At 64.1% G+C, this 13,021-nt stretch carries 11 protein-coding genes and 1 pseudogene; 6 read left to right on the top strand and 6 right to left on the bottom strand.

Annotated elements, in window-relative coordinates; all coding sequences use genetic code 11:
- The first annotated feature begins 157 nt into the window (after nt 1–157).
- A complete protein-coding gene (locus H4V99_RS02185) occupies nt 158–793 on the top strand; it encodes a YqaJ viral recombinase family protein (protein ID WP_280679903.1) in 636 nt (211 codons plus the stop codon).
- Nucleotides 794–877: 84 nt separating this feature from the next.
- Nucleotides 878–2,299 (top strand): deoxyribodipyrimidine photo-lyase, encoded by a 1,422-nt coding sequence (locus tag H4V99_RS02180; RefSeq protein WP_280675114.1) that lies wholly within the window; start codon nt 878–880, stop codon nt 2,297–2,299.
- Here the strand turns inward: H4V99_RS02180 and H4V99_RS02175 are convergent.
- Nucleotides 2,296–2,823 (bottom strand): GNAT family N-acetyltransferase, encoded by a 528-nt coding sequence (locus H4V99_RS02175; RefSeq protein ID WP_280675113.1) that lies wholly within the window; start codon nt 2,821–2,823, stop codon nt 2,296–2,298. The genes H4V99_RS02180 and H4V99_RS02175 overlap by 4 nt on opposite strands.
- 110 nt (nt 2,824–2,933) lie before the next feature.
- Nucleotides 2,934–4,586: a malate synthase A gene (aceB, locus tag H4V99_RS02170; RefSeq protein ID WP_280675112.1), complete on the bottom strand. Its 1,653-nt coding sequence runs from the start codon at nt 4,584–4,586 to the stop codon at nt 2,934–2,936.
- A 172-nt stretch (nt 4,587–4,758) separates the two neighbouring features.
- On the opposite strand from aceB, the gene H4V99_RS02165 reads away from it, so the two are divergent.
- From H4V99_RS02165 to H4V99_RS02155, 3 genes and pseudogenes are all read left to right on the top strand, one after another.
- The gene (locus tag H4V99_RS02165) at nt 4,759–6,252 is read left to right on the top strand and encodes a helix-turn-helix domain-containing protein (protein WP_280675111.1); all 1,494 of its coding nucleotides are present in this window, start codon (nt 4,759–4,761) and stop codon (nt 6,250–6,252) included.
- 172 nt (nt 6,253–6,424) lie between these two features.
- A pseudogene (locus tag H4V99_RS02160) lies at nt 6,425–7,072 on the top strand (ABC transporter permease subunit); the annotation flags it as partial.
- A 286-nt stretch (nt 7,073–7,358) separates the two neighbouring features.
- Complete coding sequence (locus H4V99_RS02155) at nt 7,359–8,186, top strand: ATP-binding cassette domain-containing protein (RefSeq protein WP_280675109.1); 828 nt, start codon at nt 7,359–7,361, stop codon at nt 8,184–8,186.
- A gap of 13 nt (nt 8,187–8,199) precedes the next feature.
- Here the strand turns inward: H4V99_RS02155 and H4V99_RS02150 are convergent, their stop codons facing one another.
- The gene (locus H4V99_RS02150) at nt 8,200–8,919 is read right to left on the bottom strand and encodes a GntR family transcriptional regulator (RefSeq protein ID WP_280675107.1); all 720 of its coding nucleotides are present in this window, start codon (nt 8,917–8,919) and stop codon (nt 8,200–8,202) included.
- A 249-nt stretch (nt 8,920–9,168) separates the two neighbouring features.
- Between H4V99_RS02150 and H4V99_RS02145 the strand changes: the two genes are divergently transcribed.
- Nucleotides 9,169–10,602, top strand: coding sequence for a gamma-aminobutyraldehyde dehydrogenase (locus tag H4V99_RS02145; protein ID WP_280675105.1), 1,434 nt, complete (start codon nt 9,169–9,171; stop codon nt 10,600–10,602).
- A gap of 76 nt (nt 10,603–10,678) precedes the next feature.
- On the opposite strand, the gene rplA is transcribed toward H4V99_RS02145, so the two are convergent.
- The 3 genes from rplA to nusG all read right to left on the bottom strand — a co-directional run bounded on the left by rplA (nt 10,679) and on the right by nusG (nt 12,955).
- Entirely contained in the window at nt 10,679–11,368 is a 690-nt protein-coding gene (gene rplA / locus H4V99_RS02140; RefSeq protein WP_280675104.1) for a 50S ribosomal protein L1, read from the bottom strand.
- Between the two features lie 101 nt (nt 11,369–11,469).
- Nucleotides 11,470–11,901, bottom strand: coding sequence for a 50S ribosomal protein L11 (gene rplK, locus H4V99_RS02135; RefSeq protein ID WP_280675103.1), 432 nt, complete (start codon nt 11,899–11,901; stop codon nt 11,470–11,472).
- A gap of 97 nt (nt 11,902–11,998) precedes the next feature.
- A complete protein-coding gene (gene nusG, locus H4V99_RS02130; protein ID WP_280675101.1) occupies nt 11,999–12,955 on the bottom strand; it encodes a transcription termination/antitermination protein NusG in 957 nt (318 codons plus the stop codon).
- Between the last annotated feature and the right edge of the window lie 66 nt (nt 12,956–13,021).

Raw genomic sequence — 13,021 nt, 5'->3', positions numbered from 1 at the left:
ACGCCCTGCCCCCGCTCTTCGTGATCGGCGCCAATCGCACCCTCCCGGCGCAGAGAAGGTGCGATTGGCGCCGTTTGCCGCCTGTCCCATCGCGGGTCGTCACCGTCGGTGCGGGTCGGAGTGGCATAGTTGGAGAGTGCCAAATTCCCTGCTCTCCGTGTTTGAGCCGGCGAAGTCCGTCACTCCCGCGCCACTGCCGCACAACCGGCGCATCGTCGCCAATTCCGATGATCGCGTCGCCTGGCTGCGTGCGCGTGCACGCGGCATTACGGCAACGGATGTCGCCAAGCTCGCCACCCCCAAATCCCTGCAGACCGCGGTGTTCGACAAGCTCAACGGCAGCAGCTTCTCGGGAAACACCTACACCGACCACGGTCGGGCCAGAGAACCCGAAATTGCAGCGTGGGTGCTTGAGAACTACGGCATTGAGCCGAGCAGCAACCTCTTTCACGCGGCCGACCAGCCGCGACATCTGGCCACGCCCGACGGTGTGGGTCGCTGTGAGAACGGCGTGCTCGAACTGGCCGAGATCAAGACCACCAGCAAACCGTGGCGCAGCATTCCGCGGTCCTATCTGCGACAGGTGTGGTGGCAGCAGTATGTGCTGGGCGCCGACCGCACCCTGCTGGTGTGGGAGCAGCACCTCGATTTCGTGCCGGTGAATGCGGTTCCCGAATTTCGCTGGATCGAGCGGGACGAAGACCAGATCGCCATTCTCATCGGCTTTGCGAACAACCTGATCCACCTCCTCGAGCAGGAGTATCTCGATCGTCAGGCCCGCACCGCCCCGTAACACGCCGCGTACCGCCGCCTCACTTTCACGTGGGGGTCTGTCAGGGGCATGCGTCACAATGGAATCCACACCACAAGGAGACGCATGTTGGAAGCAGACCGCGATACCGGCCCATCGATCGTGTGGTTTCGCGACGACCTGCGCCTCGCCGACCACCCGGCACTGCATCACGCCGTCACCCGCGGGGCACCGGTTATCGCCGTGTATGTGCTCGACGAGCAATCACCCGACATCCGCCCGATCGGCCGCGCCTCACGCTGGTGGCTGAACAGCAGTCTGCTCTCCCTCACCGCGTCCCTCGAGGCACTCGGTGTGCCGCTCATTCTGCGACGCGGTCCGGCCGAGGAGATCATCACCGACCTGGCGGCGAGCACAAACGCCGCGGCCGTGTACTGGAACCGTCGCTACGGTCTGGCTGAGCGCACGGTTGACGCAGCCATCAAGACCGCCCTGCGCGATGCCGGCCGCGACGCGCACAGCTTCGCCGGCACGCTCCTTTTCGAGCCCTGGACCATCAGCACCGGTCAGGGAAACCCGTACTCGGTCTTCACCCCGTTCTGGCGGGCCTGCAATGCCGCTGCGCTTCCGCGTAACCCGTTCCCCGCGCCCTCCTCCCTCGACGCATGGTCCGGCGACCTGCCCACCGATACCCTCGCCGACTGGCAGCTCGAACCCCGCTCACACGACTGGGCTGATGGCCTCCGCGCCGCGTGGCAGCCCGGTGAAGCGCACGCGCACGCTCGCCTGCACGATTTTCTGACCGAGAGCCTCGGCACCTATGCCGAGCAGCGTGACCTGCCGGCCGAAAAGGTCACCTCACGCCTGTCCCCGCACCTGCGCTGGGGCGAGATCAGCCCGTACCAAGTGTGGCACGCCACCCGCGAAGCCACGGCCGGCGTCACGAGCCCCGGCGCCACCCGATTTCTCACCGAGATCGGTTGGCGCGAATTCAGCTACCACGTGCTCTTTCACGCGCCGCAGCTCGCCACGGAGAACTGGAAGACCGACTTCAATGCCTTCCCGTGGCAGCCGCTGGATACGGTGGCACTCGAGGCCTGGCAGAAGGGACGCACCGGTTTTCCCCTCGTTGACGCCGGTATGCGCGAGCTCTGGCGCACCGGCACGATGCACAACCGGGTGCGCATGGTGACGGCATCGTTCCTCACCAAGAACCTGCTCATCGACTGGCGCGAGGGTGAGCGCTGGTTCTGGGACACCCTCGTGGACGCCGACCCGGCGAGCAACCCGGCCAGCTGGCAGTGGGTGGCCGGTTCGGGAGCCGACGCCTCCCCCTACTTTCGGGTCTTCAACCCGCAACTGCAGTTCGCCAAATTCGATCCGAAAGAGGCCTACGTTCGCGCCAATATTGCCGAATGGGGAACGGATGCCTACCCCGAGCCCATCGTGGACCTCGGCGAAACCCGCCGCGCGGCCCTCGCCGCCTACGAATACGTGAAGGGCGCACGCGCCCCGGTGGGCTCGGCCAGCCCCACGGTGACGGGCTAGAGCGCCCGCTCCAGCACGAAGTCGTTCTCCAGCACGCCGCCCAGCGCGAACGTTTTGCGACCCACCTGGGCAAAACCCTGCTTCTCATAGAAGCGGATGGCGCGCGCGTTCAACTCGTTCACACCCAGCCAGGCTCCGCTCGCGCCGCGGTCCCGGGCGGCGTGCAGGGTGGCCGCCATCAGGGAGGACGCGAGGCCGCCACCGTGGCTGCCGGCGCGCACGTAGCATTTGCTCACCTCGGCGGTGGGATGGATGCTCACCGCGGACTGCACGGCAGCATCGGTGGGGTCGCCGAACACCAGCACGGTATAGCCGAGGAGCTGCCCGTCAAATTCCGCCACCAGGGTGAGTCGGTTGGCGTCCGCAAGATAGGTGCGAAAGTTATCCTCCGCGAGCACATCGCGCAGAAACTCCGCGATAGCCGTCGCTGTGGTGGCCGGCGGACAGGCCAGGGGGAACGTTGCGGCGGCCAGCTCGGCCAGCGCCGGGGCATCCGCTGTGGTGGCGACTCGAATTGTACTCACAGGTCCACACTAAGCGGGGGTGACCGGCGCGAGAGCGCAACAAAGGCCCCTTCACTGTTGCTGAAGGGGCCACTGTTGCGCTTTCGAGCGCTATTTGGGGCGGAAGAGGCCTAGAAGAAGCGAGCGTAGGCGCCCACCGTGAGGAAACTCGGGAACTCGGGCTCCAGTGCCGCGCTGCGCAGCACCGTGAGGGCGTCGTCGAAGCGGTCACCCGGGCCGCGCTCCAGACCGGCAACGACCTCGGCGAGCAGTTCCTCCACCCACGCGGAGTCGATGCGACGACCCTCGGCGGTAACCGAGTTTTGGTGGATCCACTGCCACAGCTGTGACCGGGAGATCTCGGCGGTTGCGGCGTCTTCCATCAGGTTGTCGATTGCGGCAGCACCCACGCCGCGCAGCCAGGACTCGATGTAGCGCAGGGAGACCAGCAGGTTGCTGCGCACGCCGTCTTCGGTGATGGTGCCACCAATCGAGCTCACGTCGAGAAGCTGCGCGGCCGTGACCTCAACCTCGGGGCGCGTGCGCTCCAGCTGATGCGCGTTCTCGCCGAGAACCGCATCGAACTCGGCCTGTGCCAGAACAATAAGGTCGGGATGTGCCACCCACGTGCCGTCGAATCCATCGGTCGCCTCGCGCTGCTTGTCCGCGGTCACTTGGGCGAATGCCCGCTCGGTCACCTCGGGGTCGCGGCGGTTGGGGATGAAGGCACTCATGCCGCCAATGGCATATGCTCCGCGACGGTGGCAGGTGGCCACCAGCAGCTCGGTGTAGGCGCGCATGCAGGGCACTGTCATGGTGATCTGCTTGCGGTCGGGGAACACAAAGCGGCGACCGCGAGCGCGGAACGTCTTGATGATGCTGAAGATGTAGTCCCATCGTCCGGCGTTCAGTCCGGCGCAGTGGTCGCGCAGTTCGTACAGAATCTCGTCCATTTCGAATGCGGCCTGAATGGTCTCGATGAGAACGGTGGCCCGGATCGTGCCGTGCGCAATGCCGAGACGGTCTTCCGAGTAGCTGAAGACGTCGTTCCACAGGCGCGCTTCCTTGTGGCTTTCCAGCTTCGGCAGGTAGAAGTACGGGCCACTGCCCGTTTCGATCAGCTTCTGCGCGTTGTGAAAGAAGTAGAGGCCGAAGTCGATCAGGCTGCCCGAGGCCTTCATGCGGCGGTTGGCCCGGTCTACGAAGGTCACATGCTTCTCGACCAGGTGCCAGCCGCGGGGACGCATCACGATCGTGGGCGTCGCCTCGCCCACCGTGTATTCCTTGCCCTCGGGGCTCGTGTAGCTCAGCTGGTTGCGCACGGCGTCCATCAGGGTGATCTGGCCCTCGATCACGTTGGCCCAGGTGGGGCTCGTGGCGTCCTCCTGGTCAGCGAGCCACACCTTCGCGCCGGAGTTCAGGGCGTTGATGGCCATCTTGCGGTCGGTCGGGCCGGTGATCTCCACACGGCGGTCTTCGAGGCCGGGGCCCGCACCGGCCACGCGCCACTCGGTATCGCGACGAATGTGCGCGGTCTCGGTGAGGAATTTGGGGTCGCGACCGTTGGCGGCATCCACTCGCGTCTGCAGACGGTTGGCCAGAAGGTCATGACGGATGCCGGCGAAGCGTTCGTGCAGCTCGGCCAGAAACTCGAGCGCCTCCGGGGTGAGAACCTCGTCGTAGCGAGCTCCCAGCGGTCCGGTTACCTCGAGGCGGGCACGCACGGTGGCGAAGCTGCCGGTGTTTGTGGTGCGGTCAATTGTCGCCGGCTGAGTGGTCGTCATGGTGTTTCTCCTTCGTGTGTTTGTGGGTGCCACCCGGCGCGAGCTGAGTTGTGATGGCGAATTTTTGCTACGAGTCAACTCTGTCTCCACTACAGCGACCTCAACCGAAAACATTCGAGAGAATAATGTCTGTTCTTCTGTTTCGCGCAACTTTTTCATGCCACACTGTGGCATGGTCGTTTCCGGTACCGTCACCCTTCCGCCTCTCATCGAAGAGGAGTCAGAGTTCGATGCGCTCGTGCTCGGGCGTCGCATCCGCGAACTGCGCGGCGAGCGCCGCATGACCCTCGACGCGTTGGCCGCAGCCATCGACCGGGCGCCGTCGCAGGTGTCGATGATCGAGAACGGAAAGCGCGAACCGCGCCTGTCCATGCTGCGCACCATCGCCACCGCCCTCGGCACCACCGTTGACGACCTCTTGAAAACGGATGCGCCATCCGCGCGTGCGGCGCTCGAAATTTCGGTCGAGCGCGCCCAGCGTGGTCCCGTGTTCGAAGCCCTCGGCCTACCCCGCATCCGGGTGTCAAAGGGGCAGAGCGACGAAACCCTGCAGACAATCCTGAGTTTGCACAACGAGATTGACCGTCTCCACCGCGAGCGGGCGGCCACACCTGAGCAGGCCCGGCGGGCCAATGCGGAGCTCCGGGCCATCATGCGACAGCAGGATAATTACTTTCCCGAGCTGGAGGCGCTCGCCCTTGAGCTACTCGGAGCGGTCGGCCATTCCGGCGGCCCGGTGTCGCAACAGGTGGTCGCTGACATGGCCACGCACCTGGGGTATTCCCTGCACTACGTGCAGGATCTGCCGCATTCCACCCGTTCGGTGACCGACAAACTCAACGGACGCATTTACCTTCCCACGGAACGATCCTCGTCAGGGGACTCCCGACCCCCCATTCTGCAAGCCTTTGCAAGCATCCTCTGTGGCCACGAGGAGCCCGAAAATTACGCGGATTTTCTGCGCCAGCGCGTGGAGACCAACTATCTCACCGCCGCCATTCTGCTGCCGGAGCGTGACGCGGTGCGCATGCTCACCGAGGCCAAGTCGCTGCGCCGTATCTCGATGGAAGACCTCCGTGACGCGTTCTCCGTGTCGTACGAGACAGCCGCGCACCGGTTCACGAACCTCGCCACGGCGCGTCTGGATATTCCGGTGCATTTCATGAAGGTGCATGAATCCGGCACGATCATCAAGGCCTACGAGAACGACTCGGTGCGGTTTCCGAGCGATGCCCTCGGCGCCGTCGAGGGCGCCACGGTGTGCCGCACGTGGACAGCACGAACCGTCTTTGATGTGGCTGACCGCTTCAGTGCTTTTTATCAGTACACCGACATGCAGGCGGGAACCTTCTGGTGCACCTCACGCATTGAAAAAGCCAAGGAGGGCGAGTACTCCGTGAGCGTGGGCGTGCCGTTCAGTGAGGTGAAGTGGTTCCGAGGACGCGAAACCCCCAACCGCTCCGTCTCAAAGTGCCCCGACGAGTCGTGCTGCCGGATGCCGCCGAGCAACCTCGCCGACCGCTGGGCGGCGAATTCCTGGCCGGCCGCTCGCACCCCCACCAGTTTGCTCGCCGCGCTCCCGTCCGGGACGTTCCCCGGCGTCGACCAGACAGAGGTCTACCAGTTTCTGGAGAACCACTCCCCGAAGGAGCATGCCACCGCGTAGGCCGCCGCCCGGGGTCCCGTTGCGGAACAGACGGCTTCGGCTATCCGTCATGTTGTATGCAAAAAACGTGACATAAATTAGTTACGGCCTGAATCTTCTGGCCAGTGCAGATTTAATTCGACATATTGCATACAATCAGGGGGAGCAGATCCCGCCTCTCCCTGAACCACGAATGCGACCCACCATGACGCCCGTCGACACCGTGCCGAAGCGTCGGGGCACTTCGGCCGGTTCACTACTGCCGCACGTGTGGCTCCCCGTGCTGAGCATTGTGGCCCTCTGCACCATCATGATCGCCATGATCGCCGTGGTACCTCGTGATGTGGCCGGTGCCTGGTTGGTCACGCGGATGCCCGCGGCCATGACCGTGGCCCTGCTCACCACGATCGTCGCTGCCGTACTCGGAGTCGCGCTCGGCGCACTCGCCGCCACGCGTGGTCCTCGCCTCGATCGAGCCCTGTTCACCGTTGGCCTCGCGGGGAACGCCGCTGCGGTGGTGTGGGTCGCTCTGGCCCTCTCCCCCGCGCTCACCGCGCCCGACTCACCGTTCACGGTCCTAACGCACACCACCATTGGTGCACTCCTGCTCGGCTGGTGCGCCTCGCTGGCCGTTCCCCTGATTGCCCTCACCCTCGGAACAGCGACGGCCATCGCCCGGCAGATCACGGTCGCATCGCTCGGTTTGCTGCAGAGCGATGTCGTGCGCACGCTCCGCAGTCGCGGCCAGTCGCAGCCCGGCATCGTCCGTGCGCAGGTGTTTCGGCGCAGTCGCGCCTCCGTGGTCACCCTCCTCGGCCTGCACCTGGTGGGGCTGTTCGCCGCCCTCCTCGCCCGTGACGCAGTACTGGTGAAGCGAGACGGTTCGGATTCACCCGTTGCGGCGTGGATGGTGCGCAACTCTGCGCAGGCTGTCGACGAGGGACCACACTTCGGCGATGCGATTCTTGCCGGGACACCCCTGACGATGCTGCTGCTCGCCGGGGGCTCCGCGGTTGCCTGGGGTCTCACCGCGCGCGCACGACGCCGAAACGCCCCCCCCGCACGAACCGGAAACGACCACACAAACCACACAAACCGCACAGCACCCGACAGACTCAGACACACAAATGCTGGACGAGCCACGACCATCCACCTGGTTCCGGTCGTCGGCGCTCCTCGACGTGCGAGGGCTGCGCGTCTCGCCGTCAGCCGGCGCTCTCGAGGTCGTGCGTGGCGTTACTCTCACGATCACACAGGGGGAAATCGTCGGGCTGCTGGGGGATTCCGATTCCGGAGCCCGGGAGATCGCCCTGGCCCTGAGCGGGCTGTTGACGTCAACGGACCGCCTCACCGGCGGCTCGATCCTCTTCACGGGTATCGAACTCGTGGGCCTTCCGGAGCGTCGGCTCGCCCGCGTGCGGGGAACGGACATCTCGTTTGTTCCGCGCGACCCAGCGCGTAGCCTGGACGCCACATTGACCATCGCGCACCATCTTCAGACACCTCTGCGTCGCACCATGGGATTCTCGCGGCGCGCCTCCAGCAGCCTCTCGCTGGAGCTCCTGGCCCGGGTGGGTTTCACCGATCCGCGGGCACTTCTCGATCTGTATCCGGCTGACCTCACACCGTTCATGGCACAGCGCGTGCTCATTGCCGGTGCAATCTCGTGCGATCCCCTGCTGGTGGTCGCCGACAATCCCACCAGCTCCCTCCGCCCGAACGACGCCCACGCGGTCGTTGATCTCCTCCACGACCTTCACCAGGAGCTGGCCCTCACGCTGGTGATTGTGACCGACAGCCTGTCGATGGTGGCGCAGAGCTGCAGGCAGGTTGCCGTGGTCGAACGGGGCATGATCGTGGAACACGCGTCGGTAGCGGAGCTTCTGCACTCCCCCCAGCATGAGCACAGTCAGCGGCTGGTCGCCGCACGAAACGCAGATCTAGCCGCAGAGTAAGAGACTGCTATCGCTAGTCAGTAACCCTCGTCACGCCTTCCGCCTGCTGCTCCTCGGTGGAGGCCGAGCGCCGGGCGCCCGGTTCCTCCCCGCCCAACACGGTGTTTCGTGCGGCAAGAGCGTGTGAACGCATGGCCGCTTCGGCCCAGAGCGGATCCCGGGACTTTAACGCGGTGAGAATATCTCGATGTTGATGGTTACTCCGCGCCCGGTACAGGGCGCCATTCGCACGCAACATACTCTCCATCAGGGGCACACGGGACACCGATTGGATCAGGGTGAGGAGCTGAGGGCTTCCCGCAGCAGACACGATCGTGCGGTGAAACTGAGCATTGAGACGGCCGAGAGTGGAAATCTCAACATCCGTCGTTGCCGTGACAAACGGCTCCATCCGCTCGATCAGCAGTGCCAGCAGGTGCAGGTCAACAGCCTGAATGCGCTCCGCAGCGAGGGCAGCCGCTCGACTTTCCAGCGACGCACGCACGACGCAGGTTTCCCGCATCTGCTCGAGCGACCAGGCCAAAACTGTGGCACCACGGTTGGGCACGAAGGCCACGAGTCCGGCCGCATCGAGCCGTCTGAGCGCCTCACGCACGGGCGTTCGGCTTACGCCGAGTTCTTGGGCCAGCGCCTGCTCCCGCAGTGTGGCGTTCGCCGCAAGTTCACCCGACAGGATGCGTGCGCGCAAAAGTTCGTAGGCCGCCTGACCGCCGGTCTGCGCCACGTCACCCACGTCCATCTCTTGGTGTCCCCGTCGTTGCCGTCAATCACACGTACACCGAATTATTCCACAGCTGGAAAAAATCCTAAGGGGGGTAGACAAATTCCCGATTCCATGTGTTCGCTCTCCGGAAAGACCCGAGGACGACAGCCGTCAACGCGCGGTGCGGTATCGTCGCTATAGGGTGAAATGCCCCGAGGCGACAGGGTTGTCCCGTTCGAGCCCACCGGCGTCGCCTCTCCTCTGTGCGAAAGGACCGCCATGGCCACTCGTGAACTTCACAATTTTGTAAACGGCGACTACGCGGAATCAACCGCAACCGAGCGCCTCGACATTGTCAACCCGGCAACGGAAGACGTGTACGCCACCTCACCGGTCTCCACCGAAGCGGATGTTGCCGGCGCGTACCGTTCGGCGGCCACCGCCTTTGAGACCTGGGGTGAAACCACGCCCGGTGAACGTCAGCACGCGCTGCTGAAGTTCGCTGATGCCCTCGAGGGCCGCTCCGAGGAACTGGCCGACACCGAGAGCGAAAACACCGGCAAGCCTCGCCCGGGGCTGGTGGCCGAAGAGGTCGACATGATGATCGACCAGCTGCGCTTCTTTGCCGGCGCGGCTCGACTGCTTGAAGGCAAGTCCGCCGGCGAATACATGAAGGATCACACCTCCTTCGTGCGCCGCGAGCCGATCGGTGTCGTCGGTCAGGTGACGCCGTGGAACTACCCGATGATGATGGCGATGTGGAAGATCGCGCCCGCTCTCGCGGCCGGCAACACGATCGTGCTGAAGCCCTCCGACACCACCCCCGTATCCACGCTGCTGCTCGCCGAGATCGCGTCCGAGTTTTTGCCGGCGGGAACGTTCAACGTGGTCACCGGAAACCGCGAAACGGGACGCGCCCTCGTCACCAACCGCACCCCGCAACTCGTATCCATTACGGGTTCGGTGCGGGCCGGAATGGAGGTGGCCGGAGCGGCCGCCCTCGACCTCAAGCGCGTTCACCTTGAGCTGGGGGGCAAGGCACCGGCCATCGTCTTCAACGACGCCGATATTGCAAGTGCAGTGGAGGGCATTGTGGGCGCAGCCTTCTACAACGGTGGGCAGGACTGCACCGCCGCCACGCGTGTTCTCGTGCAGGAGGGCATCCACGACGAGTTCATGGCGGCTCTTGCCGCGTACGCCAAAGAGAACGCCCGCACCGGAGCTCCCTTCGACGAGGGAATCCTCTACGGTGCGCTCTCCAGCGCTGATCAGCTGGGTCGCGTGCAGAGCGTGATTGAGCGTCTCCCCGACCACGCCACCCTCGAACTTGGTGGGCACCGCCAGGGTACGCGCGGCTACTTCCATGAGGCGACGATCGTGTCCAACCTGCTGCAGACCGACGAGGCGGTGCAGAACGAGATCTTCGGCCCGGTGATCACCGCGCAGAAGTTCACCGATGAGGCGCAAGCACTCACCTGGGCGAACGATGTGCAGTATGGCCTGGCATCATCCGTGTGGACGTCCAATCACGGCACGGCCATGCGCATGGCGAAGAACCTCGACTTCGGGTGCGTGTGGATCAACACCCACATCCCCCTCGTTGCCGAGATGCCGCACGGCGGGTTCAAGCACTCCGGTTATGGGAAGGACCTGTCCATGTACGGCATGGAGGACTACACCCGGCTCAAGCACGTGATGAGCTACATCGGCTAACACCGGCTTAAACAGAAGAAGGGCCCATCCGAGGATGGGCCCTTCTTCTATGGAGCGACGTACGGTGTGGCTGAGCTTAGATCGCGTTCACGTCAAGCTGGATGCCGGGACCGAAGGTGGTCGAGACGACGCCCTTCGTGATGTAACGGCCCTTGGACGAGCTCGGCTTGAGACGAACAACCTCTTCGAGAGCGGTCGCGATGTTCTCGTTCAGCTGCTCAACGGAGAAGCTGGCCTTGCCCACAACGAAGTGGACGTTGGCGTGCTTGTCAACGCGGAATTCAATCTTTCCGCCCTTGATGTCGGAAACGGCCTTGGCAACGTCGGGCGTCACGGTTCCGGTCTTCGGGTTCGGCATGAGGCCACGCGGGCCGAGCACCTTTCCGAGGCGTCCAACCTTACCCATGAGCTCGGGGGTGGAGACAGCGGAGTCGAACGAGGTGTAACCAGCGGCTACCTTCTCGATGAGCTCGTCGCCACCAACCTCGTCGGCGCCAGCAGCAATAGCTGCCTCGGCGGCGGGGCCCGTTGCGAAGACGATGACGCGGGCGGTGCGTCCGGTGCCGTGAGGAAGAATCACGGTACCGCGAACCATCTGGTCAGCCTTGCGGGGGTCCACTCCGAGGCGCAAAGCAACCTCAACGGTGGAGTTGAACTTGGACGAGCCGGTCTCCTTGGCGAGAGCGACGGCTGCGGCCGGCGTGTAGAACGTGTCTGCGCCGATTTTCTCGGCAGAGGCGCGGTAGGCCTTTGACTTAATTGCCATGTGAAATCTCCTGTGTGTACTGAGGATGTGGTTTTCGTGAGCCTGGCTGGCTCTTCCACGACGTGCTGATAACTGAAGGCGAAAACGCCAGCGGGTGAGGCTTAGGCCTCGACCGTGATGCCCATGGAGCGGGCGGTACCGGCAATGATCTTCGCGGCTGCGTCGATGTCGTTGGCGTTAAGGTCAGCCATCTTCGTCTCGGCAATTTCGCGGACCTGTGCCTGCGTGAGCTTGGCAACCTTGACGGTGTGCGGGGTTCCGCTGCCCTTGGCAACGCCGGCAGCCTTCTTGATGAGCTCCGCTGCGGGCGGGGTCTTCAGGATGAACGTGAATGAGCGGTCGTCGTACACGGTGATCTCAACCGGGATGACGTTTCCGCGCTGGGCTTCTGTTGCAGCGTTGTAGGCCTTGCAGAATTCCATGATGTTGACGCCGTGCTGGCCCAGTGCCGGCCCGATGGGCGGTGCGGGGTTGGCGGCGCCGGCCTTGATCTGAAGTTTGATCAGACCTGTAACCTTCTTCTTCGGTGCCATTGTTCTTCCTTCTTTTTCGTTTTCGAGCGGCCCCGAAGGGCTGCTCTCCCGGTGGCCCGGATGGGCCCCGGTGGTTGGGGGAGCGAGCTAGGCGAACCTAGAGCTTGGTGACCTGGTCAAAGCTGAGTTCCACCGGGGTCTCACGCTCGAAGAGCGACACGAGCACGATGAGCTTGCCGCTCTCCGGCTTGATCTCGCTGATCGAACCGGGCAGGCCCGCGAACGAACCTTCCTTGATGGTGATCGTCTCGCCGATTTCGTAGTCGACCTCGGCTGCAATAACACGCTGAGCAGACTTGCCGCCGTTTGCTTTGCCCTTGACTGCGGGTGCTTCCTGAATCTCGACGAGACCCTTGAGCATGCCGAAGGCTTCTTCGAAACGCAGGGGCGTGGGGTTGTGGGAGTTGCCCACGAAGCCCGTGACGCCGGGAGTGTGACGAACAACCGACCAGCTGTCCTCGTCGAGGTCCATCCGCACCAGCACGTAGCCAGGGATACGCACGCGAGTGACCATCTTGCGCTGGCCATTCTTGATCTCGACAACATCTTCCATCGGAACCTCGACCTGGTAGATGAAATCTTCCATGGCCATCGACTGCTTGCGGTTCTCAATGTTCGACTTCACACGGCGCTCGAAGCCGGCGTAGGAGTGGATGACGTACCACTTGCCCGGCAGGAAACGCAGCTCCTTGCGGAACGCGTCGTACGGGTCCGCGTCGGCGGCTTCTGCGGAAGCCTCCTCAGCAACGAGCTCGGCCTCATCCTCGACGGCCTCAACCGAAGCATCCGCTTCTTCAACGGAATCGATGTCGAGAGCGTCGTCGACGAGTGCATCGGCAGCGGGGTCAGCTGAGTCGGCCAGCGCATCGAGAGCTGCGTCGAGGTTGACCTCGACATCGTCATTCTCGTCAATAACGTGCAGGGCGGCGTGCTCTGCGGCCTCTACCGAACTCTCTTCGGCGGCGAGGGTGTTGCCCTCCTGGGCTTCGTCGTCGTCGCCCGACTGCTCGGCGGCAGTGGCCCAGTCGACATCGTCGTGCTTCGTCTCAGTCACTAAATTTCAATCCTTCTCTATGTCGCTTACTTCGGCAGGAAACCCGCCGGTACGGCGTTGCCATGA

This window comes from Cryobacterium sp. CG_9.6 (assembly GCF_029893365.1).
In the GTDB taxonomy this organism is placed as follows: Bacteria; Actinomycetota; Actinomycetes; order Actinomycetales; family Microbacteriaceae; genus Cryobacterium.
The sequence above is the reverse complement of the archived record's forward strand: the minus strand, read 5'-3'. Positions and strand labels throughout refer to the sequence as shown.